The organism is Streptomyces sp. NPDC048255 (assembly GCF_040652415.1).
In the GTDB taxonomy this organism is placed as follows: domain Bacteria; phylum Actinomycetota; class Actinomycetes; order Streptomycetales; family Streptomycetaceae; genus Streptomyces.
In genome coordinates this window covers 1-25653 of sequence record NZ_JBEZMA010000022.1, presented here as the reverse complement: position 1 = coordinate 25653, position 25653 = coordinate 1, and the positions used below count along the sequence as shown (strand labels likewise).

Annotated in this window: 24 protein-coding genes and 1 tRNA gene; 13 read left to right on the top strand and 12 right to left on the bottom strand. The window is 74.2% G+C overall.

Annotation, left to right across the window (positions count from 1 at the left end):
* Positions 1-59: 59 nt before the first annotated feature.
* A complete protein-coding gene (gene treZ, locus AB0D94_RS19000) occupies positions 60-1823 on the top strand; it encodes a malto-oligosyltrehalose trehalohydrolase (RefSeq protein WP_362052825.1) in 1764 nt (587 codons plus the stop codon).
* A 67-nt stretch (positions 1824-1890) separates the two neighbouring features.
* Here treZ and AB0D94_RS18995 read toward each other — a convergent pair whose 3' ends face one another.
* The gene (locus AB0D94_RS18995; protein ID WP_362052822.1) at positions 1891-3015 is read right to left on the bottom strand and encodes an aminopeptidase P family protein; all 1125 of its coding nucleotides are present in this window, start codon (positions 3013-3015) and stop codon (positions 1891-1893) included.
* On the bottom strand, positions 3005-3889 hold the full coding sequence (locus tag AB0D94_RS18990) for a LysR family transcriptional regulator (protein ID WP_362052819.1): 885 nt from the start codon (positions 3887-3889) through the stop codon (positions 3005-3007). Before AB0D94_RS18990 ends, AB0D94_RS18995 begins: the two co-directional genes overlap by 11 nt.
* A gap of 77 nt (positions 3890-3966) precedes the next feature.
* Here AB0D94_RS18990 and AB0D94_RS18985 point away from each other — a divergent pair, with 77 nt between their 5' ends.
* Positions 3967-4770: a hypothetical protein gene (locus tag AB0D94_RS18985; RefSeq protein WP_362052816.1), complete on the top strand. Its 804-nt coding sequence runs from the start codon at positions 3967-3969 to the stop codon at positions 4768-4770.
* A gap of 74 nt (positions 4771-4844) precedes the next feature.
* Positions 4845-4917: transfer RNA gene (locus AB0D94_RS18980), tRNA-His, on the top strand.
* Positions 4918-5089: 172 nt separating this feature from the next.
* Here the strand turns inward: AB0D94_RS18980 and AB0D94_RS18975 are convergent.
* The gene (locus AB0D94_RS18975) at positions 5090-7150 is read right to left on the bottom strand and encodes a phosphocholine-specific phospholipase C (protein ID WP_362052813.1); all 2061 of its coding nucleotides are present in this window, start codon (positions 7148-7150) and stop codon (positions 5090-5092) included.
* A gap of 311 nt (positions 7151-7461) precedes the next feature.
* Between AB0D94_RS18975 and AB0D94_RS18970 the strand changes: the two genes are divergently transcribed.
* The 5 genes from AB0D94_RS18970 to AB0D94_RS18950 all read left to right on the top strand — a co-directional run bounded on the left by AB0D94_RS18970 (position 7462) and on the right by AB0D94_RS18950 (position 12902).
* A complete protein-coding gene (locus AB0D94_RS18970) occupies positions 7462-8484 on the top strand; it encodes a ketoacyl-ACP synthase III (protein WP_362052810.1) in 1023 nt (340 codons plus the stop codon).
* The gene (locus AB0D94_RS18965) at positions 8481-9224 is read left to right on the top strand and encodes a glycosyltransferase family 2 protein (protein WP_362052807.1); all 744 of its coding nucleotides are present in this window, start codon (positions 8481-8483) and stop codon (positions 9222-9224) included. Before AB0D94_RS18970 ends, AB0D94_RS18965 begins: the two co-directional genes overlap by 4 nt.
* The gene (locus AB0D94_RS18960) at positions 9224-10705 is read left to right on the top strand and encodes a class I adenylate-forming enzyme family protein (RefSeq protein WP_362052804.1); all 1482 of its coding nucleotides are present in this window, start codon (positions 9224-9226) and stop codon (positions 10703-10705) included. The genes AB0D94_RS18965 and AB0D94_RS18960 overlap by 1 nt, the downstream gene beginning before the upstream one ends.
* A 101-nt stretch (positions 10706-10806) precedes the next feature.
* Complete coding sequence (locus AB0D94_RS18955; protein ID WP_362052801.1) at positions 10807-11994, top strand: cytochrome P450; 1188 nt, start codon at positions 10807-10809, stop codon at positions 11992-11994.
* Entirely contained in the window at positions 11991-12902 is a 912-nt protein-coding gene (locus AB0D94_RS18950) for an NAD(P)-dependent oxidoreductase (RefSeq protein ID WP_362052798.1), read from the top strand. Before AB0D94_RS18955 ends, AB0D94_RS18950 begins: the two co-directional genes overlap by 4 nt.
* Before the next feature lie 19 nt (positions 12903-12921).
* On the opposite strand, the gene AB0D94_RS18945 is transcribed toward AB0D94_RS18950, so the two are convergent.
* The 8 genes from AB0D94_RS18945 to AB0D94_RS18910 all read right to left on the bottom strand — a co-directional run bounded on the left by AB0D94_RS18945 (position 12922) and on the right by AB0D94_RS18910 (position 20143).
* On the bottom strand, positions 12922-13512 hold the full coding sequence (locus AB0D94_RS18945) for an ATP/GTP-binding protein (protein WP_362052795.1): 591 nt from the start codon (positions 13510-13512) through the stop codon (positions 12922-12924).
* On the bottom strand, positions 13499-13870 hold the full coding sequence (locus tag AB0D94_RS18940; RefSeq protein ID WP_362052792.1) for a DUF742 domain-containing protein: 372 nt from the start codon (positions 13868-13870) through the stop codon (positions 13499-13501). Before AB0D94_RS18940 ends, AB0D94_RS18945 begins: the two co-directional genes overlap by 14 nt.
* A complete protein-coding gene (locus AB0D94_RS18935) occupies positions 13870-14289 on the bottom strand; it encodes a roadblock/LC7 domain-containing protein (RefSeq protein WP_362052789.1) in 420 nt (139 codons plus the stop codon). Before AB0D94_RS18935 ends, AB0D94_RS18940 begins: the two co-directional genes overlap by 1 nt.
* Positions 14286-16613 (bottom strand): nitrate- and nitrite sensing domain-containing protein, encoded by a 2328-nt coding sequence (locus tag AB0D94_RS18930; RefSeq protein WP_362052786.1) that lies wholly within the window; start codon positions 16611-16613, stop codon positions 14286-14288. The genes AB0D94_RS18935 and AB0D94_RS18930 overlap by 4 nt, the downstream gene beginning before the upstream one ends.
* Positions 16614-16880: 267 nt before the next feature.
* The gene (msrB, locus tag AB0D94_RS18925) at positions 16881-17294 is read right to left on the bottom strand and encodes a peptide-methionine (R)-S-oxide reductase MsrB (RefSeq protein ID WP_362052783.1); all 414 of its coding nucleotides are present in this window, start codon (positions 17292-17294) and stop codon (positions 16881-16883) included.
* 14 nt (positions 17295-17308) lie between these two features.
* Complete coding sequence (gene murC / locus AB0D94_RS18920; protein ID WP_362052780.1) at positions 17309-18706, bottom strand: UDP-N-acetylmuramate--L-alanine ligase; 1398 nt, start codon at positions 18704-18706, stop codon at positions 17309-17311.
* A 60-nt stretch (positions 18707-18766) separates the two neighbouring features.
* A complete protein-coding gene (locus AB0D94_RS18915; RefSeq protein ID WP_362052777.1) occupies positions 18767-19234 on the bottom strand; it encodes an indole-3-glycerol phosphate synthase in 468 nt (155 codons plus the stop codon).
* A gap of 135 nt (positions 19235-19369) precedes the next feature.
* Positions 19370-20143 (bottom strand): pyrimidine reductase family protein, encoded by a 774-nt coding sequence (locus AB0D94_RS18910; RefSeq protein WP_362052774.1) that lies wholly within the window; start codon positions 20141-20143, stop codon positions 19370-19372.
* A gap of 36 nt (positions 20144-20179) precedes the next feature.
* Here AB0D94_RS18910 and zapE point away from each other — a divergent pair, with 36 nt between their 5' ends.
* From zapE to AB0D94_RS18885, 5 genes are all read left to right on the top strand, one after another.
* Entirely contained in the window at positions 20180-21289 is a 1110-nt protein-coding gene (gene zapE / locus AB0D94_RS18905; RefSeq protein WP_362052771.1) for a cell division protein ZapE, read from the top strand.
* A gap of 62 nt (positions 21290-21351) precedes the next feature.
* Positions 21352-21780, top strand: coding sequence for an OsmC family protein (locus AB0D94_RS18900; protein ID WP_362052768.1), 429 nt, complete (start codon positions 21352-21354; stop codon positions 21778-21780).
* 218 nt (positions 21781-21998) lie between these two features.
* Positions 21999-23342 (top strand): alkaline phosphatase PhoX, encoded by a 1344-nt coding sequence (locus tag AB0D94_RS18895; RefSeq protein WP_362052765.1) that lies wholly within the window; start codon positions 21999-22001, stop codon positions 23340-23342.
* Positions 23343-23439: 97 nt separating this feature from the next.
* Positions 23440-24312, top strand: coding sequence for a PPK2 family polyphosphate kinase (locus AB0D94_RS18890; protein WP_362052762.1), 873 nt, complete (start codon positions 23440-23442; stop codon positions 24310-24312).
* Positions 24313-24329: 17 nt separating this feature from the next.
* Positions 24330-25262 (top strand): polysaccharide deacetylase family protein, encoded by a 933-nt coding sequence (locus AB0D94_RS18885; RefSeq protein ID WP_362052759.1) that lies wholly within the window; start codon positions 24330-24332, stop codon positions 25260-25262.
* Positions 25263-25272: 10 nt separating this feature from the next.
* Here the strand turns inward: AB0D94_RS18885 and AB0D94_RS18880 are convergent, their stop codons facing one another.
* Entirely contained in the window at positions 25273-25464 is a 192-nt protein-coding gene (locus tag AB0D94_RS18880; protein WP_266940337.1) for a hypothetical protein, read from the bottom strand.
* Between the last annotated feature and the right edge of the window lie 189 nt (positions 25465-25653).

Here is a 25653-nt window from a genome sequence, read left to right as displayed (position 1 = left end):
GCCCTGAATGATGGGCACGATACGCATGCTGGACACCGCCGGAGACGAGGGGACCGTCCGTGCAGTTCGAGGTGTGGGCACCGCTGACAGGTCATGTCGCCATGCGACTGGACGACGCGACGTACGACATGGCGCGCGATCCGGACCGGGACGGCTGGTGGTTCGTCGAGGCCCCGGCCGCCGACGGGAGCCGCTACGGGTTCCTGCTGGACGGCGAGTCGAGCGCGGGGACCGTCGTCCGGCCCGACCCGCGCGGGCGCCGCCTGCCGACCGGGCCCGACGGGCTGTCGGCCGTGGTCGACTTCGCGGCCCTCGTCCCGGAGCCGGCCGCCCCGGGGCCGCGCACCCCGCTCCAGGACGCGGTCCTGTACGAGCTGCACATCGGCACCTTCACCCCCGAGGGCACCTTCGACGCCGCGGCCGCCCGCCTCGGGCACCTGTCCGAGCTGGGCGTCACGCACGTGGAGCTGATGCCGGTCTGCCCCTTCCCCGGCCGGCACGGGTGGGGGTACGACGGGGTCGCGCCCTGGGCCGTCCACGAGCCGTACGGCGGCCCGGCCGGCCTCGCCCGCTTCGTGGAGGCCGCGCACGCCGCGGGGCTCGGGGTGGTGCTCGACGTGGTCCACAACCACCTCGGCCCCTCCGGCAACCACCTCCCCGCCTTCGGCCCGTACTTCACCGAGACCCACCACACCCCGTGGGGGGCGGCGGTGAACCTGGACGCGCCCGGCTCCGACGAGGTCCGCGCCTACTTCCTCGGCAGCGCGCTGGCCTGGCTGCGCGACTACCGGATCGACGGGCTGCGCCTCGACGCCGTGCACGCGCTGGTCGACGGGCGGGCGCTGACCTTCGTGGAGGAACTCGCCGCGGCCGTGGACGAGCTGGCGGCGGAGACCGGCCGGCCGCTGTTCCTGATCGCCGAGTCGGACCAGTGCGACCCGCGCACCACCACCCCGCGCGCCGAGGGGGGCCTCGGCCTGCACGCCCAGTGGAACGACGACTTCCACCACGCCCTGCACTGCGCGCTGACCGGTGAATCCCAGGCGTACTACGCGGACTTCGCCGAAGCCCCGCTGGGCGCCCTCGCCAAGACCCTGACCCGGGCCTTCTTCCACGACGGGACCTGGTCCTCGTTCCGGGGCCGCACCCACGGGCGCCCCCTGGACCGCCGCCGGACCCGGGCCCACCGCTTCCTCGGCTACACCCAGACCCATGACCAGATCGGCAACCGGGCCCTGGGCGACCGGCTCGCGGCCTCCCTCTCCCCCGGCCTGCTGGCGTGCGCCGCGACCGTGGCGCTGACCGGCCCGTTCGTACCGATGCTGTTCATGGGCGAGGAGTGGGGCGCGGGCACCCCGTGGCAGTACTTCACCGACCACCCGGACCCGGAACTCGCCGAGGCGGTACGGACCGGCCGGCGGCGGGAGTTCGCGGCGCACGGCTGGAAGGCCGAGGAGATCCCCGACCCGCAGGACCCCGCCACCCGGGACCGCTCCTGCCTGGACTGGGCCGAGCCCGAGCGGCCCGGGCACGCGCGCCTGCTGGCCTGGTACCGCACCCTCGTCGCGCTCCGCCGCTCGCAGCCGGACCTGCGCGACCCGGACCTCGCGGCGGTCCGGGTCGCCCACGACGAGGAGCGGCGCTGGCTGACCTTCCGCCGGGGCGACGTACGGGTGGTGGTGAACCTCTCCCCGGATCCGGCGACGATCGCGCTGGGCCGCAACGGCGTGCGGGTCCTGGCCTCCTGGGAGCCCGTCCACCACCCGGGCCCGGACGGCCGGATCCACGTACCGGGCGAGTCCGCGGTGGTCCTGGGCCCGTAGGGGGGTCTCGCCGGCCGGGCCGGGGCGGAAATCCGCTCCGCCTCCGTCCGGGCCCCGGCTCAGGGCGCTATTCGACGATCGCCATCTCGCGCGGGGCGTTGTTGAGGCGGCGCACCCCGTCCTCGGTCACGGTCACGATGTCCTCGATCCGGACGCCGAACCGGCCCGGCAGGTAGACCCCCGGTTCCACGGAGAAGCACATGCCGGGGACCAGGGGCTGCTCCTCGCCCTCGACCATGTACGGCGGCTCGTGGGTGGTGACGCCGATGCCGTGGCCGGTGCGGTGGATGAAGCGGTCCCCGTAGCCGAACTCGGTGATGACCGCGCGGGCCACCCGGTCCACCTCCTGGCAGGCGATGCCCGGCCGGACGGCCTCGGTGGCCGCCTGCTGGGCCTGGCGGACGATGTCGTGGACGCGCTGCTCCTCGGCTGTCGGCTCCCCGACGTGCACGGTGCGGGAGATGTCGGAGCCGTAGCCGTCCCGCAGCCCGCCGAAGTCGAGCACCACCATGTCGCCCTGCCGGATGACCCGGTCGGCGGCCTCGTGGTGCGGGTTCGCGCCGTTGGGGCCGGAGCCGACGACCGTGAAGTCGACCTGGGAATGGCCGTGCACGCGCAGCAGGGCGGCCAGATCGGCGGCGACGTCGCTCTCCCGGCGTCCGGCGAAGGGCAGGTGGAGGACCTGCGCGTAGGCGGCGTCGGCGGCCTCGCCGGCCGCCGCGAGGCGTTGCAGTTCCCGCTCGTCCTTGACGGCGCGCAGCATGGGCAGGGCGTCGGTGAGGGGTACGTACGAGGTGGTGGGCAACTCCCGCTGGAGGCCGAGGAGGTGGAGGGCCCAGGTGTTGTCGCTCACCCCGAAGCGCCCTGCGACGTCCAGCAGGGGCGAGGCCACGGCGTACGGGTTCTTGCCGTCGGCCCAGTCCCGCAGGGTCAGCGCGGCGGCGCCCGGGGCCTTGGCGGCGTCGGGGGCCTCCAGCGCGGGCACGACGAGCACGGGGTCCTGCCCGGCGGCGAGTACGAGCAGGGTCAGCCGCTCGGTCTCGGCGGTGACGCGGTAGCCGGTGAGGTGGGCGAGGTCGGGCCCGGGGGCGATCAGCAGGCCGGCCAGTCCCGCGTCGGCGGCGCTCTGTGCGGCGGCGGCCATCCGGGCGGCGTAGTCGGCCGCGGTGAAGGGGGCGGGGTCAGTGGTCATACGGGGATCCTGCCGTGAGCCGTGCGGCAAGGGCAGCGGCCGCGCCGGTCGGGGCGCCGGGCGAGAGCAGTTCCGTACGGTGCACCAGGCGCGGCGCGGACAGCGCTACGGCGGCCCCGCCCCCGGCGGCCGCCGCGGCCCCGGCCACGCGGTGCGGCAGCAGGACGAGGCCGTGTCCGGCGAGGGCCAGCGCGCAGAGGCCGTGCAGGTCGGTGCCCTCGTAGCGCACGGCGGTACGGGACGCCGGGCGGGCGGTGATCCCGGCGGCGCCGACGGGCAGGCCCACGCCGGGGGCGTCGAGCCAGCGCGCGTCGGCGAGGTCCGCCAGCCGGAGCGCGGCCCGCCCGGCGAAGGGGTGCCCGGCGGGGAGCAGCACGGCCAGCTCCTCCTCGCCCACGCCGGTCACGGTCAGCGGGGCCACGTCGGGCAGCCGCAGCGGGTCGCTGGGCGCGGCCAGGCCGTCGACCAGGCCGAGGTCGCAGCCTCCGGTGGCGACGGCGGCGGGCACCTCGGCGGGCGGCAGCACCCGCAGGGTGACGCCGGTGGCGGGCAGGGCGGCCGGCAGCCGGGGCCCGAGGGCGAGGGGGGACACGGCGAGCGTGACCCGCCCGGGCGGCGCGGCGGCCAGCCGCAGCACGTCGGCGCGGGCGGCGTCGAGCCGCAGCAGCAACGGCCCGGCGTGTTCGAGGAGCCGCACCCCGGCGGGGGTCGGGGCCACCGGCCGGCGGGTGAGCAGCTCGGCGCGCAGGTCCCCTTCCAGGGCGGCGACGTGCTGCGAGACGGCGGACTGGGTGTAGCCGAGCTCCCGGGCCGCCCCGGAGAAGGAGCCCAGGCGGGCGACGGCGACGAAGGTGCGGAGCAGGTGCGGATCCATGCCCATCAGCATTGCTTATCGATCATGCAGGAACAATCGTTGGCGCTGAAGTGGGATCCGGTCGCAGGATGATCAGCATGACCACCGCACCGATCTCCCCGACCACCGCACCGATCGCACGGGTCGCCCTCGTCGGCGACCGCTCCCCGCACGTGACCTCCCACACCCGGGTCCCGCTCCTCCTCGAAGCCCTGGCCGCGCGCGACGGACTCGTCCTCGACGCGTACTGGATCCCCACCGGCGACGCCGAGGCCGAGGCCGCCTCCGGGGCCCTGGCCCGCTTCGACGCCGTGTGGGTGCTGCCCGGGAGCCCGTACGCCAGTGAGGCCGGGGCGCTGGCGGCGATCCGCACGGCCCGCGAGGAGGCCATCCCCTTCCTCGGGACCTGCGGCGGCTTCCAGCACGCCCTGCTGGAGTACGCCCGTACCGTCTGCGGGCTGGCGGGGGCCGCGCACGCCGAGCAGGACCCCGGGGCCGAGGACCCGCTGATCGCGCCGCTCGCCTGTTCGCTGGTGGGGCACTCGGGCCTCGTACGGGCCGAGGCCGGTTCGCTGGCCGAGGCCGCGCTCGGCGCGGAACGCTCGGTGGAGCACTACCACTGCGACTACGGGCCCGCGCCCCGGCACCTGCCGGCGCTCACCGCCCACGGGCTGCGGCTGTCGGGGCACGACGAGGACGGGCAGGTGCGGGTCGTGGAGCTGCCCGGACACCCCTTCTTCCTCGCCACCCTGTTCCAGCCGGAGCTGTCCGGGGACGGGACCAGGCCGCATCCGGTGATCCGGGCGCTCGCCGCGGCCGCCGTCGCCCACGCCGCCCGCCGTGCTGACGGGGTCACCGCCCGGCTCGCCGCCACCCTGGCCGGGAGCCGGTCCGCCGGATAACGCGTCGCGGGAGCACCCCGCTGATCGGCTATGCTGTGCTTGCACATCGAACGGGCGGTCCGCCGCCCGTCGTGGTGGGTGTAGCTCAGTTGGTAGAGCACCTGGTTGTGGTCCAGGTGGCCGCGGGTTCAAGTCCCGTCACTCACCCTGCCGGTCCCCTGGGGGTACGAGGTTCTTCCTCGTACCCCCAGGGGCCTTTTCTTGCGCCCCGACGCCGTACGCCCTGCCCGGCTCGCCCATGGGAGCCAAGCCCGCGAGGTCAACGCAAGCATTGACCTCGCGAGCGGCGGGAGCGGGCGGATTCGCCCGTTCGGGAGCGTCAGACGGTCTTGATCGCCGGGTCGGAGACGCCCGGCGCGCCCGTCTCCACGTGGCCTGCGAAGCGGCGCAGGAAGGTGGTGTCGGCGTCGGAGACGACCTTGACGTCGTACCAGCGGGCCGTCGTGCGGAGGTCGACCGTGTGGGTCACCGTGGCGCCGGGGTTGACCTTGAAGGTCTGGGGCGCGCCGCCGTAGGCGTTGGTCACCGTCAGGTTCACCGCGGCCGTGCCGGAGTTGGACATGCTCAGGGTCAGGTTGCCGGTGGCCGCCACGTGGCGGGCCGTGACCTCGGGGCCGGCCTTCTTCGCCGGGCCCTTCCAAGTGCGCAGGAAGCCGTTCGGGCCCCAGACCGTCAGGTTGATCTGGTTGCCGGTGGAGGCGCTGGTGCTCCAGGTGTCCGAGAGGGTCTTGCCCGCCTCGACGGTGTAGGGCCAGGGGCCGTCCGTCCGGTTGCCGGAGGTGCTGTGGAAATGGGCGCCGAGGGTGGGGCCGCTGGCGAAGGTCAGGGTGAACTTGCCGGTGGACACGGCGGCCTTGCCGTCCACGTACGGGCTGTAGCCCAGGGCGCGGGTCGGCTTGGAGCCGGCCTCCTGCTTCGGGAGGGTGCCCGTGGCCGGCACGGTCGGGTAGTAGGACGGGTGGCGGTCCTTGTCCGGCGGGACGTAGCCGGCCGTGGAGGGGAGCGCGGCGGGCGCCGCGTCCGCCCGGGTGAAGTCGAAGGCCGAGGTCAGGTCCCCGCACACGGCGCGGCGCCACGGCGAGATGTTGGGCTCCTGCACCCCGAAGCGCTTCTCCAGGAAGCGGATCACGGAGGTGTGGTCGAAGGTCTCGGAGCAGACGTAACCGCCCTTGCTCCAGGGGGAGACCACGATCATCGGCACGCGCGGCCCGAGCCCGTACGGTCCGGCCGCGTACCCGCCGCCGCCCGCGTACAGGTCGCCCGTGACGTCGGCCGTGGACAGGCCCCAGGCCGAGGAGGCCGGCGGGTACGGCGGGACCACGTGGTCGAAGAAGCCGTCGTTCTCGTCGTAGGTGATGAACAGGGCGGTCTTCGCCCACACGGCCGGGTTCGCGGTGAGCGCGTCCAGGACCTGCGAGATGTACCAGGCGCCGAAGTTCGTCGGCCAGTTCGAGTGCTCGCTGAAGGCCTCGGGGGCGGCGATCCAGGAGACCTGCGGGAGGGTGCCGTTCACCACGTCCGCGCGCAGCCGGTCGAAGTACCCGTCGCCCGCCTTGACGTTCGTGCCCGTGCGCGCCTTCTCGTACAGGGCGCTGCCGGGCTGGGCGTTGCGGTAGGTGTTGAAGTACAGCAGCGAGTTGTCGCCGTAGTTGCCGCGGAAGGCGTCGTCGATCCAGCCCCAGTGGCCGGCCGCGTTCAGGCCGTCGCCGATGTCCTGGTAGACCTTCCACGAGACGCCGGCGGACTCCAGCCGCTCGGGGTAGGTCTTCCAGCCGTACCCCAGCTCCTGGTTGCCGAGGACGGGGCCGCCGCCGGTGCCGTCGTTGCCCGTGTAACCGCTCCACAGGTAGTAGCGGTTGGGGTCGGTGGCTCCGATGAAGGAGCAGTGGTAGGCGTCGCAGACGGTGAAGGCGTCGGCGAGGGCGTAGTGGAACGGGATGTCGTTCCGCGTCATGTACGACATGGTCGTGGCCGTCTTGGCCGGCACCCATTTGTCGTACTTGCCCTTGTTGTAGGCCTGCTGTCCGCCGGCCCAGTCGTGGTTCAGACCCGTGAGGAACTGCATCCCGAGGTCTTCCACCTGCGGGTTGAAGGGCAGGATGTCCTTCGTCCCGTTGGACTGGTGGAAGACGGACTTGCCGTTGTCCTGGAGCACGGGGCGGGGGTCGCCGAAGCCGCGTACGCCCTTCATCGCCCCGAAGTAGTGGTCGAAGGAACGGTTCTCCTGCATCAGGACGACGACGTGCTCGATGTCCTGGATCGTTCCGGTGCTGCCCTGCGCCGGGATGGCCGCGGCCCGCGCGATGCTCTCGTTCAGCATCGCGACGGCCGCGGTGCCTCCGGCGATCTGGAGGAACCTGCGACGGTTCAGCTCTGTCATGGGTGACGACCTCTGGGAGTGATGGGGGGAGTCGGGGGCGCCCCAAGGACAGCGGTCCCGGGGTACCGGACGGGGATCAGTTCGTGACACCGCGCCGTACACCTGGCGAACGAAAGCCCTCCGGAGCCGCGCGGACCTGCCGTCGGCGCCGGCTGGAGGGAGGGTAAGGGCAACGCCCTGCGCACAACAGGCCCCGGCAGCACACTCTTTGCACGATGACCGGTTCCCGTCCCGCGTACTCAACCGGGCCGCACCGCGATATGAGCATCCGTACTCAGGACCGGGCGGGCCCGGCTTGTCATCGTGTGGACATGCTCTTTCAGCCATCTGCCCCGCCGCCGCGCGCCGGGATAACCGCCGTCGGCAGCCTGCTGCCCGAGCAGGTCCTGTCCTCGGAGAACCTCCAGCTGGAGGTGGCCCGGCGCAGTGGCCTGACCCTGCCCCCGACCCTGCTGAAACAGGCCACCGGGATCGTCTCCCGCCGGGTCGCCGACGAGGGGGTGTACGCCTCCACGCTCGCCGTGGGCGCCGCCCGCCGGGCCCTGGACTCCGCCGGACTGGACCCGCTCGACATCGACCTGCTGGTCTTCGCCTCCGCCTCCCGGGACATGGTCGAACCCGCCACCGCGCACATCGTGCAGGAGGAGCTGGGCTCGCGGGCCCACGCCCTGGACGTCACCAACGCCTGCAACAGCTTCGTCAACGGGATCGACCTCGCCCGGTCCATGGTCCTGGCCGGGCGGGCCCGGCGGGCCCTGGTGGTCACCGGGGAGACCCCGAGCCGGGCCGTGTGCAAGGACCCCGCCGACTTCGCGGAGTTCCGGCGCGGCTTCGCGGGCTACACCTTCGGGGACGCGGGGGCGGCCGTCGTCGTGGAGGCCGTGCAGCGTGGCGGCATCCTCCACGTGGACACCGAGACCCACTCGGAGCACTGGGAGGTCGGCGGCATCCCCGGCGGCGGGTCCCGGCACCCGCGCGGGGACGCGTACACCTACTTCCGCGGCGACGGACACGAGCTGCGGGGCGTCTTCGAGAAGGTGGGCACCGCCGTCATCGAGCGGACGCTGCACCGCACGGGCATGGACTGGGACGGCTTCGCCAAGGTGCTGGTGCACCAGGTGACCGTGCCGTACCTGGAGCGGTTCGCGGAGCTGACCGGGGTGCCCGCCGGGAAGCTGGTGGTGACCGTGCCCGAGCTCGGCAACATCGCGAGCGCGAGCATCGGGGTGCAGCTGGACCGGGTGTACGGGGAGCTGGCCCCGGGCGAGCGGGTGCTGTTCGTGGGCCTCGGCGGCGGGATCAGCATCATGACCATGGTCTGGGAGAAGTCATGAGCACCGGCCTGTGGGTGGTCGTCCCCGCGCACGAGGAGGAGGCCCGGCTGGCCGACACCCTGCGGGCGCTCGCCGCGCAGCGGGACCGGGACTTCACGCTGCTGGTCGTCGACAACGCCTCGCGGGACGCCACCGGCGCGATCGCCCGCGCGTTCGCGGCGTGGGCGCCCTTCCCCGTCGAGGTGATCGAGGAGCCGCAGAAGGGCGTGGGGTCCGCCGTGGACACCGGCTTCCGGTACGCCATCGACCGGGGCGCCGCCCTGCTCGCCCGCACCGACGCCGACTGCCTGCCCCGGCCGGGCTGGACCCGCGCCGCCCGGACCGCCCTCACCCGCAGTCCGGGGCTGATCTGCGGACGGATCACCGCCCGGCGCGACGAGCACGGCCCCCTCGGCCGGGCCGGGTTCGGCGTCCTCGTGGCCCTCGCCGCGCTCTTCGGACGGCTGCGGCCCGAACACGCCCGGCGCAACGGCTACCGGGCCCCGTACCGCATGCACGCCGGGAACAACATGGCCATCACCGCCGAGCTGTACCTGGCCGTCGGCGGCATGCCCCGGCGGCCCTCCCCCACCGACCGGCTCTTCCTCAACGCCGTACGCCGCCACACCGACCGCATCACGCACTGCCGGGAGATGGTCGTGGAGAACTCGACGCGGCGCCTGCGGGCCTACGGCATCGCGGGCACCGCCCGCTGGTACCTGGACCAGGGCAGCGGCCGCCACGGAACGGACCCCCGCTGATGCTCGACCGCCTCGACCACGCGCTGCGCAGCCGCCCCGAGCGGCCCGCCGTCCTCACCGCCGCCCGCAGCGGCGCACCCCGGGTCCGCGCCACCCGCGGCGAACTCGCCGAGCTGGGCGACGCGTTCGCCGCCGCCCTGCACGCGCGCGGACTGCGCGCCGGGGACACCGTCGGCGTCGCCGTACGCCCGGGCCCGCGGGCGCTGGCCGTACTGCTCGCCCTGTGGCGGCTCGGGCTGCGCGGGGCCGTGCTCGACCCCGGCGCGGGGCCCGACGTCCTGCGCGCCCGCCTCGCCCTGGCCCGGCCCTCGCTGGTCCTCGCCGACGCCACCGCCCAGGCGGTGGCGGGCTGGGCCCGGCCGCTGGCCCGGCGGGCCCGGCTCGCCCTGCCGGACCTGGCCGAGCTGGGACCGGTGGCCACCGTCGGGCCGCGGCTGCCGGGCTGTGCGCCGGCGCTGGACCTGGCGGCGTCCCGGGCGGGGGTTCCCGTACACAGGGACGACGACGGGGCCGGGGACGCGGTGATCGTCTTCACCTCCGGGACCACCTCCCGGCCGCGCGCCGTGGTCCACAGCCGGGCCGGCCTGGCCGCCGGGATGGCCACCGTCGCCGCCCTCTTCGACGCGCAGCCGGGCCGACCGGTGCTCGGCGGCACCTTCTTCGTCCTGGTCCCCGCGCTCACCGGCGGCGCCCCGGTCGCCCTCCCGGCCCGCACCCCCCGGGTGCTGGCCCGGCAGCTGCACCGGCTGCGCCCGCAGGACACCTACCTGACCCCGCCCCAGCTGCGGGACGCTCTCGGCGCGGGCGCCCGCTTCCACGGCCGGGTGTGGACGGGCTCCGCCCCCGCAAGCGCCGCGCTGCTGGAACGGGTCCGGGAGGCCGGCGCGGACCAGGCCTGGGGGGTCTACGCGCTCACCGAGCTGTTCCCGGCGGCCGCCGTCGAAGCCCGTGAGAAGGCCGCCTTCGAGGGCCCCGGGGACCTGGTCGGCGCCCCGCTGCCGGGCGTCGTCGCCAAGCCCGGCGCGGACGGCGAGCTCCTGCTCGCCGGGGAGGCGGCCCGCCACCGCTACCTCGGGGAGGAACCCGACCCGTGGGTGCGTACGGGTGACCGGGCGCGGCTGGACCCGGCGGGGCGGATCGTCCTGGAGGGCCGCTGCAAGGACATGGTGCTGCGCCGGGCCGAGAACATCTACCCGGGCCTGTACGAACCCGCCCTGCACGTACCGGGCGTGGAGCTGGCCCTGCTCGTCGGGGTTCCGGCGGGCGAGGGCGACGAACGGCTGGTGGCCGTCGTACAGCCGGATCGCGGTGTGGACGAACCCGCCCTGCGCAGCGCCCTGTCGGGCCCGCTCCACCGGATGGGCGCGGCACGCCCCGACGCCCTCCTCTTCGCCCGCATCCCCCTGACGGGGCGCTCGCGCAAGCCGGACCGGGCGGCCACCTCCGCCCTGGCGGCACAACGCCTCGGCCCGACGGCCTGACCCCGCCCCGGAACGCTCCCGGCCCGCCCGGCAGGCCAGCCCGGGCGGCCCCATCCGCGTCCGGTTCCCGTAGTCCCGATCCTCACGAAGGTACGTACCCGATGAGCCACACGTCCCACGCCCGGGCCCGGCGGCGCGACCGCCGGGTCTACCTGGGCAGCCATCCCGTGCTGTTCGGACTGCTCGCCGCGACGCGCGGCCGGCCCGTCCGCCGGCTCGGCGGCACCCTGCTGGTGCACGGGGCGGAGGCCTACCGGGAGGCGCTGACCCGGCTGCCGCTCGACCGTACGGCGGCCGGGACGACGGGCGCCGCCGCGCGAGCCGCCCTGCCGGGCGGCGCCGGCGGCGTGCTGTTCGACCAGGAGGGCGGGGCCCACCGGGCGGATCGGCGCGGGCTCGCGGCCGGGCTCGGCGCGGCCGGGGTGGAGGAACTACGCACGGTGTGGCGGCCGTTGCTCGTACGAGGCCTCGCGCCGCTGGCACAAGGCGGCGAGGTGGACCTGGTCGAGCTGGCCCGGGAGCTGTCCGGGTCGGTGGTGTGCGCCCTGCTGGGCTCGCACGCCGACCCGCGGGCCGTGGCGGAAGCCGCCGCCGAGGCCGCGGCCGCCTCCGTACGCAGCCACCTGCCGGGCCCGCGCCGCCCAGGCGCCGAGGCCGCCGCGTCCCGGGCGGCGGACCGCCTGCGCCTGCTCCTGGGCACCGACAGGGGTTCGGTCCCCGGCCCGCGCCCTGGCCACAGCCCCGGCTCGGACACGGGCTCCGGCTCCGGCTCCGGCCCGGGCTCCGGCTTCGCTGAGGAAGGCCTGGCCGCGATGGTGGCGGTGGCCGCCGTCAACACCACGGTCGCCGCGCTGCCCCGGGCCGTGGCCTGGTGCGCCGACGCGGGCCTGTGGGACCAGGCCGCCGACGAGGCACTGCGGCCGGCGCTGGCCGACGAGCTGCTGCGGGTCACCGCGGCCTCGCCGCTGCTGCCCCGGGTGGCCGCCGGGGACGGGACCGTCGGCGGCTGCCCGGTGCGGGGCGGAGACCGGCTGCTGCTGGTGGCCCGGCACGCGGCCCAGGCGCACCGCCGGGACCCGGACGCCCGGGCGCCCGCCGGCCCGGACCTCGCCCACCTGGTGTTCGGCGCCGGACCGCACAGCTGTCCCGGGGCCCGGCTGGCCCGCGTACAGCTGGCCGACGTCCTGGCGGCGCTGGCCCCGTACCGGCCGGTCGTGACGCGGGCGCGGGTGGACCGCGCGGCCGCGCTGCCGGGCTGGCGTTCGCTGACGGTGAGGGCGGGGTCGTGAGCGCCCGTACGCGCGTCGCGGTCACCGGGGCCAGTGGCTTCTGCGGAGGCCAGGTGGCCCGGACGGCCGCCGCGCGCGGGGCGCAGGTGGTGTGCGTGGGCCGCAGGCCGGGCCCGGTGGGGGAACACCGCTTCTGGGACGCGGCGCACGGGGAACCGGACCTCTCGGGAGTGGACCTCGTCGTGCACTGCGCGGCGGCGGTCGGCGACCCGGCGCCCGGCTCGGCGGCCGGGGCGGGGATGCGCGCGGTCAACGTCGACGGCACACGACGGCTGCTCTGGGCGGCGGCCGGCCGGCCGGTGGTCTGGGTGAGCAGCGCGAGCGTCTACGACCCGCGCCTGGACCGGAGCCTGGTCGGCGAGGACCACCCCCGCGCCGGCCACCTCAACGCCTACGGGCGGACCAAGGCCGAGGGCGAGGCCCTGGCGCTGGCCGGGGGCGCGGTGGTGCTGCGGCCGCGCGCGGTCTACGGGCCGGGCGACACCCAGCTCCTGCCCCGGCTGCTCTCCCGGGTCCGGGCCGGGACGCTGGCGCTGCCCGGGCCGGACGTCCGGCTCAGCCTGACGGCGGTGGAGAACCTCGCCGACGCCTGTCTCGCGGCGGCGGGCTGGCCTCCGGGCGCGTACAACGTGGCCGACGCCGAGCCGTACGGCCGCGACGCGGCCGTCGGACGGGTCCTGCTCGCCCACGGGGTCCGGGCCCGCGTCCGGCACCTGCCGCTGCCGCTGGCCGCCACGGCCGCCCGCGCGGCCGAGACCCTGGCCCGCCTCACGGGCACCGAACCGGCCCTGAGCCGCTACGCGGTGGACCAGCTGGCGCACCCGGTGGTCCTGGACCTGACCCGGTCCCGCTCCCAGGGCTGGACCCCGCGCCGCACCCTGGAGGACTACCTGGCTTCGGTGGCCTGAGGCGACCGGAGCGGGCGCGTCAGACCGCCGCCACGGCTCCCGCGCCGGCGATGAGCCGGTCCAGGAGCGAGAGCAGGCAGGCGCGGACGTCCTGGCGGGAGCGGGCGTCCAGCATGAGGACGGGGGTGTTCGGATCGCGCAGGTGCAGCGCCGCCCCGATCTCCTCGGCGGTGTAGGGCTGCTCGCCGTGGAAGCAGTTCGCGCCGACCACGAAGGGCAGTCCGCGGCTCTCGAAGAAGTCGACCGCGGGGAAGCTGCGGTCCAGGCGTCGCGTGTCGACCAGCACGATCGCCCCGAGCGCCCCGTTGAGCAGGTCGTCCCACATGAACCAGAAGCGCTCCTGGCCCGGCGTGCCGAACAGGTAGAGGACGACTCCGGCGTCGGTGAGGGTGAGGCGGCCGAAGTCCATCGCCACGGTGGTCACCGTCTTGGACTCGATGCCGTCGAGGTCGTCGACGCCGACACCGGCGGCCGTCAGCCGCTCCTCCGTCCGCAGGGGCTCGATCTCGGAGATCGACTCGACCAGGGTCGTCTTGCCGACTCCGAATCCCCCGGCGATGAGGATCTTGACGGGCGCTTCCCGCGGGGCGGGAATGTCATATCCGGGCAAGGTTGTCCCTGATTCTCATGAGCAGGTGGACATTGGTGGTCTCGGCCCCTTCCAGGGGCGACCGGTGGTGGATCAGCCCGCGGTCCGCGAGTTCGCCCAGGAGCAGCGTCATCGGGGTGAGGCGGATGTGCATCCGCGCCGCTATCTCGGCGACAGCCCGGCCGCCCGGGGGCGCGCACATGGCGAGGATGGCCCGCCACTCGGTGGGCAGGCCGCCCTGGGCGTCCTCGGGAACCGCCGCCGTGATCGTGGTGTCCATGGTGAGGACGGTGTGCGGAGCGGCCGTACGTCCGTCGGTCAGGGCGTACAGCCGGGTACGGCGGCGGCTCGGCGCGGGCTGTGGCTCGTCCTGCGGCATTACTCGGTCGGCACCTGGCCGCGCTCCGGGGTGCCCAGCCACTCGCCGAGGGCCTGGGCGGTCCGTACGGCCTCGCCGCCCAGCTCCCCGAGGCGGGCCTTGCGGGAGGTCACCACGATGAGCGTGCTGCCCTCCCCGCACCCGACGACGCAGAGGTAGCGGTCGTCCATCTCGACGAGCTGGCGGATGACCCGGCCGCCGTCGATCTCCCGGGATATCGCCTTCATCGTGGCCGCGATGCCGGAGGCCGCGGCCGCCATGCGCTCGGCCTGGGGCTCGTCCAGCAGGTAGGCGCTGAGCTTGATGCCGTCGTTGGACAGCAACACCGCTCCCTGGATGCCGGCGATCCGGTTCAGGTTGTTGTCCAGGACGCTGTAGATGGCTTCGTTGAATGCCGCTGTGTTCGATGAGGTAGTCATGGCCGATCCCGTCGGAGCTCTTCTTCCACTGTCTGGGTCCCGTGTTCGTAGTCCGCCCAGGCGTCGGCCACCTCTTCAGGTGTCTCCGTGTCCGGCCGGAGGGCTGGTTCCGGGGCACGGGGCGCACGTAGCTGTTCGGCGATGTGGGTCTGCGGGACGCGCTCGGGCAGCGCCGGCCGGGTGGGGGCGGCCGCCAGGGCCGGCCGGACCTCGGGCTCGGGCCCGGGCGCGGACGCCGCTCCAGGCGCACGCGCCAGCAGCTTCGCGGGGCGGCTCGGCAGCCCGGCGGCCGTGTGCCGGGCCGGCTCGGGCCCCCGTTCCACGGAAGGGCGCGGCGCCGGGACGGCGGCGGGCAGCTCCAGGGCCGCGGGTGCGGGCTCGATCCCGCGCGGTGCTTCCCCTTCGGTCGCCACCAGCAGGTCCCCGGGGAGGATCACCACGGCGGCGGTCCCCCCGTACACCGAGCGGCGCAGGATGACGCTCGCCCCGAGCTGGTCGGCGAGGTGGCCGACGACGAAGAGTCCCAGCCGGTGCGCGTTCTCCGCCAGGACGGAGTACGGCGGGGCCGAGTGCAGGCGCTCGTTCATCTCCTCGTACCGCTCGGGGGTGACGCGCGGCCCGCGGTCCTCGATCTCGACCGACAGCCCGTCCGCCACCAGTTCGGCGCGGATGACCACCTTCGACCGCGGCGGGGAGAACCGGGTGGCGTTGTCCAGCAGCTCCGCGAGCAGGTGGCTGATCTGGCTGATCGCACGGGGTTCCACGCTGGTCTCGTCCATCGCCTGCCGCTCGATGCGCCGGAAGTCCTCGACCTCCGCGGCGGCTTCGCGGAGCAGGTCGGCGATGCGCATGGGCTCGGTGTGCGGGTCGGGGACCTCGCCGCCCGCCAGGATGAGGAGATTCTCGATCTGGCGCCGCATGCCCACCGTCAACTGGTCGGCACGCATCAACTGGGCGAGCAGCGCTTCGTCGTGGCCGAAGGTGTCCTGGAGGTCCTCGGTGAGGCTCAGCTGGCGGCTGACCAGGTTTCCGGTGCGCGAGGCGATGCCCGTGGCGAACAGACCGAAGCCGTGGCGCTCGGCCGCGAGCTGCCGGTGCCCGTCGACGGATACGGCGACGGCCCGGGCGAAGGCATCGCTGATGCGTCCGACCTCGTCACGGTCGCCGCGCACCGCCGGCAGCACTTCGGCGTCGACGGTCTGCCCGCGCTGGAGCCGGGCGACGACGTCGGGGAGGGTTTCCTCGGCGACGGTCACCGTGCGTTCGTGCAGGTCGTGCAGGCGGCGGAGCACCGACCGCGTGGTGAACACGACCACGACCACGACGGCCAGCAGCCCGCCGCCGCTTCCCCCGATGAGCCAGGCGACCTCGGTCTCCAGCTCTGCGGCCTTGGCCTCGCCGCGCGTGAGCACCTGGCGCGCCCGGTCGACGTTGAGCGTGGCCATCTGCACCGAGAAGTTCGCGTGCGCGGACCGCCAGCCGGCGACGTCGGCGGGCAGCTTGACGCCGGAATCGACGTCCGTGTGCTCGGAGACGACCGCGTTCTCGATACGGACCTTCGCCTGCCAGTCCGGGGAGGCGACGATCCGCTCGTAGAACCGCCGGTCCCGCTCGGACAGATGCGGCACGATCCATGTCTCGTGCAGGTACCGCTGGGCTCCCACGGCATCGGTGAACTGCTCGAAGCCGGCCGCGCTCAGTTGCCTGGACGGCCCGGCCAGGGCCAGGATCGTGTCCTCGCGCGCCACCATCTCGCCGGCGGAGAGCATCGACACCACGGGCCGGCTCTCCTGGACGAGTTCGGCGTCCTCCGCGTGGCTGAATTCCTGCTGGTACGTCTGAATGACCGCGTCGATCACCCCGGTGTAGTAGGCGAGCGTGCTGTCGGCGCCGCCGGTACGGGCGTCCGCGCGCTGGCGGTACGCGGCCAGGCCGTCGAGTCGCCGGTTCACTTCGGCGAACGCGTCCGAACCGGCCGCCAGCCCACGGAAGGTGGCCACGCCCTTGTCCGTGGCCTCGCGCCGGCCCCGCAGCTCCTCCTCGGCCCCGGCGGCGCCCGCCCACAGGGCGGCGGTCATCGTCCGCTCGGCCTGCATGCCGACCATGAGCGTGTACAGCGGGGCGCCGATCCGCTCGGAGGCCGCGACATCGGCCCGCAGGTGCTCCGACTGGGCCAGCAACCGCTCGGCGGTCACCGCCACTTGGGCGCCCATCGCGGCGGTGGGGAGCACGGCCAGCCAGATGAGCATGGTGCGCAGGCGCACGGTGCGCCGCCGACGGGGCTTCGACTGCCCTGGTACGCCTTCGGGTTCTATGGGAGACATCGGACCTCGGGTACGGGGGCGGCGGGGGCAGCAGGGCGGACGGACCGGGTTCAACCGGTCCGACTGCGGCGGTATCTGAGGGTGCCGATCATAACCAGCCATCCCGGGGAAACGGACAGGTGTCTTCTGCGGCCAAAGCATGCTAATGGCGGCGGATCACCGCGGGTGGGAGACCCGATCGGAACCCAACCGCGACGTTCCGGACACCAGGACGGGCCCTCCCGACCGGCACGAGGTCGAAGAGGGCCCGCCAGGGAGCGCGCGAGGTCAGCCCTCGTCGGAGGCCGGGGTCAGCCGCAGGGAGATCGAGTTGATGCAGTACCGCTGGTCGGTCGGCGTGGGGTAACCCTCGCCCTCGAAGACGTGCCCCAGATGGGAGCCGCACTTCGCGCAGCGGACCTCGGTGCGGACCATGCCGTGCGAGGTGTCGGCGATCAGCTCGACGGCCTCGGTGTCCTTCGGGTCGAAGAAGGACGGCCAGCCGCAGTGCGACTCGAACTTCTCCGACGAGCGGAACAGCTCGGCCCCGCAGCCGCGGCAGGAGTAGACGCCCTCCGTCTTGGTGTCGGTGTACTCACCCCGGAAGGCCGGCTCGGTGCCCGCGAGCCGCAGCACCTGGTACTCGGACGGTGTCAGTTCCGCCTGCCACTGCTCGTCCGTCTTCTCGACCTCGTACGACATCGCTCTTCCGCTCCCTAGTTCGCCAGGCGGGCGAGGATGGCCGGACCGAGGTCCGTGACGTCGCCCGCGCCCATGGTGAGAACGAGATCACCCGGCTTGGCCATTCCCGCGACGACGTCGGCGACGGCCTCCTTGGAGTGCTCGGCGGTGACGTCGGCGCCCGCCGCCCGGGCGGCGGCGATGATCAGCTCGCTGGTGATCCCGGGGATCGGGTCCTCGCGGGCCGGGTAGATGTCCAGGACCACGGAGGCGTCGGCGAGGGCCAGGGCCTGGCCCATCTCCTTGCCCAGTTCCTGGGTGCGGGAGAAGAGGTGCGGCTGGAAGACGACCAGGATGCGGGAGTCCCCGGCGGCGCCGCGGATGGCCTCCAGGTCGGCGGTCATCTCGGTGGGGTGGTGCGCGTAGGAGTCGATGACCTGGACGCCGGCCGCCTCGCCCTTGAGCTGGAGGCGGCGCTTGACGCCGGTGTACTTGCCGAGGGCGGAGGCCAGGTTGTGCGCCGGGATGCCGAGGGCGACACCGGCGGCGAGGGCGGCCACCGCGTTGTGCGCGTAGTGGCGGCCGGGCACGGAGACGGTGAAGGTGAGCATCCGGCCGCCCAGGACGACGGTGACCTCGCTGGTCAGGCCGCGCGGGACGATCTTGACGATCTGGACGTCGGCGGTGTCCTCCTCGCCGTACGTGACGATCTGGAGGCCGGGGTTGCCGCTGACCCGGGCGGCGATCTCGGCCGCGCCGGCCTGGCCGTGGGCGACGACGAGGGTGCCGCCGGGCACGACCTTGGAGACGAAGGTCTCGAAGGACTCGTAGATCTCCTCGATCGACGCGTAGTTCGCGTGGTGGTCGAGTTCCGCGTTGAGGATGATCGCGACCTGCGGGGCGTACTTGTGGAAGGTGCGGTCGCTCTCGTCCGCCTCGGCCACGAAGATGTCGCCCTCGCCGTGGTGGGCGTTGGAGCCGGGGGCGTCCAGGTCGCCGCCGATGGCGTACGAGGGGTCCAGGCCCAGCGCCGAGAGGGAGACCGCCAGCATCGAGGTGGTGGTGGTCTTGCCGTGCGTACCGGCGACGGCGATGGGGCGCAGGCCGTCCATCAGGCGGGCGAGGGCGTCGGAGCGGTGCACGACGGGGATGCCCAGCTCGGCCGCGCGGGCCAGCTCCGGGTTGTCGGCGCGGATGGCGCTGGAGACGACCACGCAGGTGGTGTCGGGGGCGAGGTTGCCGGCGGCGTGCCCGCCGTGGACCGTGGCGCCGTGGGCGCGCAGCGCCTGGGCGGTCTCGGAGTCACCGCGGGTGTCGCTGCCGGCCACCTGCGCGCCGCGCTGGGCGAGGATCTTCGCGATGCCGGACATGCCGGCGCCGCCGATGCCGATGAAGTGGGGCCGTTCCATGGCGGTCGGCAGGCCGGGCTTCATTCAGGTCGCTCCAGGATCGAGTGCTGTGCTTGTGCGCTTTCGAGCTCTGACGGCCCAAGCCTATTCGTTGTGGGCGAAGAGCTTGAGCACCGGAACCCCTACCTTGTGGCGGGCGCGGGAGGCCCAGTCCCGGTGGAAGAACTCCTCCACGAAGTGCGGGGCGGTCAGGACGATCACTTCGTCGGCCCCGGTCTCGTCGACCACCGCCTTCAGTTTGTCGAGGGGGTGGTCCTCGACGATCTGCCCGACGGCCGTGGCGCCCTTCTTGCGCAGGGCCTCCAGGGAGTGCGCGAGCGCGTGCTCCGCGGGGCCGCGGGCGGCTTCGCCCTCGGGTTCGTCGCCCTCGCGGATCGCCTCGGGGAGCTCGCCGAGCGCGACGTCGTCGATGGCGCGCAGCAGGCGGTCCTGGTCGCCCCGGGGTTGCATGAGGACGATGAAGGAGACCGCGTCGTCCCCGTGCAGGGTGGTGACGAAGTCCACGTCCACCGGGGTCAGCGGCTGCTCGATCATCAAAACGCTCGTGAACACGGACGCCCTCTCCTTCATGGGCCGAGGCCGGCTGGCCGACCCCTGCGGAAACCATCCTGCCCCGCTGTCGCACGGGGCCTGCGCAGGTATATGTGCCCAGCGGAAGCTAAGCGGAACGAGAAATTCCGCCCCTTGTCAGATCCGACGGTAGCTCGTGAAGAGGAACCCGGCCTCTTCCAGTACGCAGGCGGGCCTCAGCCGGTGCGGAACGGCGACGGAGGGCCCGCCGGCGATCCGCTGGGCGTCACCTGCCGTGAGCATCGGCGACAGCGTCAGGCACAGCTCGTCCAGCGCGTCGGCGGCCACGAACTGGCCCAGCAGCCGTGGTCCGCCCTCGGTGAGCTGGCGGCGCAGCCCCCGCCCGGCCAGCTCCCGTACCGCGCGGGCCGGGTCCACGGCCGCGCCGTCGCCCGCCACCACGACCTCGGCGCCGGCCTTGAGCGCCTCGGCCACCCGGTCGGAGGGCGCGGTGGCGCCGGTGACCACCAGGGTGGGCACCAGGGGGGAGGTGAACAGGGGCAGCGTGAAGTCCAGGTCCAGGCTCGCGGTGACCACCGCGACGGCGGGGGCGGGACCCTGTCCGGCGGCCGCGCGGCGGGCCGCGAAGGCCTCGCGGGCGCGGGCCGGGCGGTAGCCCTCCTGGCGAACCGTTTCCGCGCCGACGACGACCACATCGGCCAGCGCCCGCAGGGTGCCGAAGATCCGCATGTCCGTCTCGCCGGAGATCGGCTGCGAGCGGCCGTCGTGCTGGGCCGCGCCGTCCAGGGTGGAGACCATGTTCGCCCGCAGCCAGGAGGCGCCGTCGTCCAGCACGGGATAGGCGTAGGCCTCGGCCAGCTCGTCCAGCGACCACTCCCGGTCGGCCTGGGCTGCTGATGTCTGATCGGTCACAGGGAACAGGCGTCGCATCGGTGCAGTGTGCCACGCCCCGTAGAGTTAAGAGCTGTGTCAACATCACTCTCCGCCCCCGGTGCCGCCCCCGGCCGGCCCCCGATAGCCGACGCGGGCCCCCAGGCCCTGTGCGCCCGCGAGCCGCGTGTGCCCGCCGAACGGCTGGTGGCAGAGATGGTGCCGCCGCCGCGCTTCGACTCGGTGCGCTTCGACACGTACGACCCGGACCCGACCCAGCCGAGCCAGGCCGAGGCCGTCACCGTGCTGAGCGGTTTCGCCGCCGGGCTCGGCGGGGCGCACGCGAGCGGCGCCGGCAAGCGCCGCTGGTTCGCCAGGGCCCCGAAGAACACCGCGCCCTCCGGCCCCCGCGGGGTCTACCTCGACGGCGGCTACGGCGTCGGCAAGACCCACCTGCTCGCCTCCCTGTGGCACGCCACGCCGGCCGAGCCCGCGCTCAAGGCCTTCGGCACCTTCGTCGAGCTGACCAACCTGGTCGGCGCGCTGGGCTTCCAGCAGACCGTGCAGACCCTCGGCGGGCACCGGCTGCTGTGCATCGACGAGTTCGAGCTGGACGACCCGGGCGACACCGTGCTGGTCTCCAGCCTGCTCAGCCGCCTCGTGGAGCAGGGCGTGGCGCTGGCCGCCACCTCCAACACGCTGCCCGGCAAGCTCGGCGAGGGCCGCTTCGCCGCCGCCGACTTCCTGCGCGAGATCCAGGGGCTCTCGGCGCAGTTCCGGCCGCTGCGGATCGACGGCCAGGACTACCGCCACCGCGGCCTGCCCGAGGCGCCGGCCCCCTTCTCCGACGAGCAGGTGGCCAAGGCCGCGTACGCGACCGAGGGCGCGAGCCTGGACGACTTCCCCGGCCTGCTGGAGCACCTGGCCCGGGTGCACCCGAGCCGCTACGGCGCGCTGACCGACGGGATAGCGGCGGTCTGCCTGACCGACGTCGGCCCGGTGCCGGACCAGTCCACGGCGCTGCGGCTGGTGGTGCTGGCCGACCGACTGTACGACCGCGAGATCCCGGTACTGGCCTCCGGAGTGCCCTTCGACAAGCTGTTCAGCGACGAGATGCTGAACGGCGGCTACCGGAAGAAGTACTTCCGAGCCATATCGCGGCTCACCGCCCTGGCACGGGACGCGAAGCCCCTGGTCTCCCAGTAGGTTTGGCACGGCCGGGCTCCTGCTGGCGCCCGGCCGTATCCACTTCTGCGAAGGGATCCACCATGGCTGCCACACGCAACGCACACGCCGTCTGGGAAGGCGATCTGCTCGAGGGCAAGGGCGTCGTCACCCTCGACTCGTCCGGGCTCGGCAGTTACCCCGTCTCCTGGCCCGCGCGGACCGACGAGGCGGCGAACGGGCGGACCAGCCCGGAAGAGCTCATCGCCGCGGCGCACTCCAGCTGCTTCAACATGGCCTTCTCGAACGTCCTGGCGAAGGCGGGCAACCCGCCGGCCAAGCTGACCACCTCGGCCGCCGTGACCTTCGTACCCGGCAAGGGCATCACCGGCATCCACCTCACCACCGAGGGCGAGGTGCCCGGCCTGGACAGCGACGCCTTCGTCGCCGCGGCCGAGGACGCCAAGGCGAACTGCCCGGTCAGCCAGGCCCTCACCGGCACGACGATCACCCTGGACGCCAAGCTCGTCTGACCCTCCCGCTGCGCCCAGGGATCCGGGGCGCCGCCCCGTGACGCCGCGCCTCGAACGCCGCACCGAACCCAGCCCCTCCGGCGTTTGAGGAGCGGGGTCCGGGGCGGCGCCCCGGAGCGGCCGGCAGGCCGCTGTCCCGAACCCCGGCAGGGGCCGGCGGTGCGACCCTCCGGCGTGTGACGCCCGTCGCGGGCGGCCCGGCGTGGTACCACGGGCCGGTGCCCGTGACCCGACGCAGCCTGCTCGCCGCCGGTGCGATCTCCTTCAGCGGGGCGCTCGGCGCCCTCTTCGCCGGCAGCGCCGGTGCCGCCCGGCCGACCCGGGGGTACGGGCCGCTCCTTCCCGATCCGCGCGGGCTGCTCGATCTGCCGGCCGGGTTCTCCTACCGGGTGCTCTCGCGGGCGGGCGACCGGCTCCGCTCCGGCGAGGGAACCGTCCCGGCCAACTGCGACGGCATGGCCGCCTTCGGCGCCGGCGGAGGCAGGGTGCGCCTGGTCCGCAACCACGAGAACCGCACCACCGCCGCGCTGCGCGTCCCCGCCGTCGCGGGACTGACGTACGACCCCGAGGCCCTCGGCGGCTGCACGGTCCTCGACCTCGGCCCGGACGGCCGCGTCACCGGCGAGCGCGTCGCCCTCGCCGGCACCGCCGTCAACTGCGCGGGCGGCCGGACCCCCTGGAACACCTGGCTGAGCTGCGAGGAGACCGAGGACCGCGCGGGTACCTCCGGCTACGCGCTGGACCACGGCTACGTCTTCGAGGTGCACCCCGCGCATCCGCACCGCTCCGGCGCCGTCCCGCTCACCGCCCTGGGCCGCTTCGCGCACGAGGCCGTCGCCGTCGACCCGTACAGCGGGGTCGTCTACGAGACCGAGGACGCCTTCGTCGAGCCCTTCGGGCTGTTCTACCGGTTCCTGCCGCGGCGCCCGCTCGGCGGGCCGGGCTCGCTGCGGGCGGGCGGCGCCCTGGAGGCCCTGCGCGTGCCCGGGGTGGCGGACCTGGCGGCGGTGGACGAGCCGGGGGCCGAGTTCCCGGCCGAGTGGGTGCCCGTACCGGACCCCTCGGCGGCCGGGACCCCGATCCGGCTCCAGGACTTCGGGCCGGGCGGGATCACCCACGCCCAGAAGCTGGAGGGCTGCTACTGGGGCGAGGGCCGCGTGCACTTCGTCTCCAGCTACGCCCGCAGCAGCGAGGGCGCGGCCGCCGACCACCACGGGCAGGTGTGGTCCTACGACCCGCGCCGCGCCAGGCTCCGGCTGGACGTGCGCTTCGGCCCGGCCGCCGGCGTCCAGCTGCCCGGGGACTCCCCCGACAACATCTGCCTGGCGCCGGACGGCGGGCTGATGGTCTGTGAGGACGGCGGGGGCGCGCAGTACGTCTTCGGGGTGACGCCGGGCGGCGAGGTCTACGCGATGGCCCGCAACGCCGAGGACATCGGGCGGCCGGGGGCCCCGGAGTGGGGGGAGTTCGCCGGTGTCACCTTCTCGCCCGACGGGCGGACGATGTACGTCAACGCCTACGCCCCGGGGACCACCTTCGCGGTGACCGGCCCCTGGCACTGACCCCCGCCGGTGCCCCGCGTACCGGCCCCCGTCACGTCGCGGCCCCGTTCGATCTCCTGCAGGATCGAACGAACCGACGGGATTGGGGTGGACAGCGATGGCGAGGAAGCAGAGCGGGAAACGGCCCGAGCCCGCCGGGCTGCGGGAGGTGCTGCGCGTCCCGGCGGGCCGGCGCCTCGACCTCCGCCGCTTCGACCCCCGCGCCCTCCCCTCGGGCCCCCGCGACAAGGCGGCCGCCCTCGCGGCGGCCGTCCCGACGGGGCAGCGGCTCGCCTCCCTCCAGGAACGGCTCTACGCGGCGAGCACGGCCGGCGACCGCCGCCGCCTCCTGCTCGTCCTCCAGGGCATGGACACCAGCGGCAAGGGCGGCACGCTCAAGCACGTGATCGGCATGTTCAACCCTTCCGGATGCCGGATCAGGGCCTTCAAGGAGCCCACCCCCGAGGAACGGAGCCACCCCTTCCTCTGGCGCGTGGAGCAGGCGCTCCCCCTGCCGGGCGAGATCGGCATCTTCGACCGTTCGCACTACGAGGACGTCCTGATCGCCCGGGTCCGCGAGCTGGTGCCGCGCAGTCAGCTGGGCCGCCGGTACGCCCAGATCAACCGGTTCGAGCAGGCCCTCGCGGACGACGGCGCGACCGTGGTGAAGGTCTTCCTCCACATCAGCTACGAGGAACAGCGCAAGCGGCTGCTGGAACGGCTCGACAACCCCGACAAGCACTGGAAGTTCGACGCGGGCGACATCGAGGAACGCACCCTGTGGCCCGAGTACCGGCACGCGTACGAACTGGCGCTGGAACGCTGCTCCACCGAGGCCGCACCCTGGTACGTCGTCCCCGCGGACCGCAAGTGGTACCGCAACTGGGCCATCGCCCAGCTGCTGCTGGAGCACCTGGAAGCCCTCGCGCCGCAGTATCCGAAGGCGGACTTCGACGTGGAGGAGTGCCGCATCCGTCTTCTTTCCACATAGTCATATATTTTGCGTACGTGACCATCTCTGTGCGCAAAGTAGCGGCCGTGGCCGCTCTCAGTGCCGCCCTCGGTACCGCCCTCGCCGGATGCGGGGGCGGCAACGGCACTTCGGAGGGCGGCCGTGAGGCCCGGCTGGGTGACTCCCCCGGGACCGCTCCCTCCGCTTCCGCCCCGGCCTCCCCCGGTTCCCCCGGCGCCGCTCCGGAGCCGAACGCCCCGGTCAGCCCGCTGCCGGGCGCACCGGGCAAGGCCCCGACGATGGCGCCCGGCCCCAACGGCCTGACCCCGGTCTTCGAACGGGCGAAGCAGACCGGCGACAAGACCGTGGCGCTGACCTTCGACGCCGACATGACGTCCGATCAGGGGCCGCGCGCCGCGGCCGGGGAGCAGTTCGACAACCCGCAGCTGATCGCGACCCTGCGGGCGCTCAAGGTGCCCTCGACGATCTTCATGACGGGCCGCTGGGCCGAGGAGTACCCGGACCAGGCGAAGTCCATCGGCACCGACCCGAACTTCGAGATCGCGAACCACTCCTACAGCCACCACGCCTTCAAGTCCCCCTGCTACGGACTGCCCGCCCTCGACGGCGAGGCCGCCCGGGCCGACGTGGACCGGGCCTTCGCCGCCTTCCGGAAGGCGGGCGCGGTGAACACCGTCCCCTACTTCCGCTTCCCCGGCGGCTGCTACGACGACCAGGCGCTGCGGGCGCTGTCCCCGGCGAAGGTCACGGCCGTCCAGTGGGACGTGGTCAGCGGGGACGCGTTCGCGAAGGACCCGGACGCGGTGGCCGAGCAGGTGCTCGCCGGGGTGAAGCCCGGCTCCGTGGTGGTCATGCACTGCACGCGCAGCGCCGCCCCGGTCACCGAGGAGGCGATCCAGAAGATCGTCCCCGAGCTGCGCAGGCGCGGCTACCGGTTCGTGAAGGTCTCCGAGCTGATCGGCAAGTGAGCGCGGCGGCTCAGCCAGAGCAGGCCGTGCGCTGCGCGTCCTGCCACTCGCACACCGGGCACAGCACCACGCCCGGGGTCGCGACCCCGTACTCGGTGGGCTTGCCGCACTCCAGGCAGTCCGCGTACGGCGGCCCCGCCACCCGCCCGGCCGGGGCCGCCGGGGCGGGGCAGTACGACGGGCTCTCGTCCAGCTGGTCCATACGTACGAGGGTACTCACCCGCCCCGCGGCCCGGCGGGCCGTCCGCGCGTCACGTACCGCCCGCGGCGGCGCGGTCGCCCGGGGGCGGGGTGGTGTCAGACGCGCATGGCCTGCGGGGTCTCGCGCAGCCCCGCGTCGGGACCCGGATACTCGCGGATCACCTCGTACCGCGTGTTGCGCTCCACCGGA

Bases quoted from the DNA above. Each gene is read 5' to 3' on its own strand.
- AB0D94_RS18995 (WP_362052822.1), bottom strand. From the start codon at position 3,015: ATGACCACTGACCCCGCCCCCTTCACCGCGGCCGACTACGCCGCCCGG.
- AB0D94_RS18990 (WP_362052819.1), bottom strand. From the start codon at position 3,889: ATGGATCCGCACCTGCTCCGCACCTTCGTCGCCGTCGCCCGCCTGGGC.
- AB0D94_RS18985 (WP_362052816.1), top strand. From the start codon at position 3,967: ATGACCACCGCACCGATCTCCCCGACCACCGCACCGATCGCACGGGTC.
- AB0D94_RS18975 (WP_362052813.1), bottom strand. From the start codon at position 7,150: ATGACAGAGCTGAACCGTCGCAGGTTCCTCCAGATCGCCGGAGGCACC.
- AB0D94_RS18970 (WP_362052810.1), top strand. From the start codon at position 7,462: ATGCTCTTTCAGCCATCTGCCCCGCCGCCGCGCGCCGGGATAACCGCC.
- AB0D94_RS18965 (WP_362052807.1), top strand. From the start codon at position 8,481: ATGAGCACCGGCCTGTGGGTGGTCGTCCCCGCGCACGAGGAGGAGGCC.
- AB0D94_RS18960 (WP_362052804.1), top strand. From the start codon at position 9,224: ATGCTCGACCGCCTCGACCACGCGCTGCGCAGCCGCCCCGAGCGGCCC.
- AB0D94_RS18955 (WP_362052801.1), top strand. From the start codon at position 10,807: ATGAGCCACACGTCCCACGCCCGGGCCCGGCGGCGCGACCGCCGGGTC.
- AB0D94_RS18940 (WP_362052792.1), bottom strand. From the start codon at position 13,870: ATGCCGCAGGACGAGCCACAGCCCGCGCCGAGCCGCCGCCGTACCCGG.
- AB0D94_RS18935 (WP_362052789.1), bottom strand. From the start codon at position 14,289: ATGACTACCTCATCGAACACAGCGGCATTCAACGAAGCCATCTACAGC.
- AB0D94_RS18930 (WP_362052786.1), bottom strand. From the start codon at position 16,613: ATGTCTCCCATAGAACCCGAAGGCGTACCAGGGCAGTCGAAGCCCCGT.
- msrB (WP_362052783.1), bottom strand. From the start codon at position 17,294: ATGTCGTACGAGGTCGAGAAGACGGACGAGCAGTGGCAGGCGGAACTG.
- murC (WP_362052780.1), bottom strand. From the start codon at position 18,706: ATGAAGCCCGGCCTGCCGACCGCCATGGAACGGCCCCACTTCATCGGC.
- AB0D94_RS18910 (WP_362052774.1), bottom strand. From the start codon at position 20,143: ATGCGACGCCTGTTCCCTGTGACCGATCAGACATCAGCAGCCCAGGCC.
- AB0D94_RS18900 (WP_362052768.1), top strand. From the start codon at position 21,352: ATGGCTGCCACACGCAACGCACACGCCGTCTGGGAAGGCGATCTGCTC.
- AB0D94_RS18890 (WP_362052762.1), top strand. From the start codon at position 23,440: ATGGCGAGGAAGCAGAGCGGGAAACGGCCCGAGCCCGCCGGGCTGCGG.
- AB0D94_RS18880 (WP_266940337.1), bottom strand. From the start codon at position 25,464: ATGGACCAGCTGGACGAGAGCCCGTCGTACTGCCCCGCCCCGGCGGCC.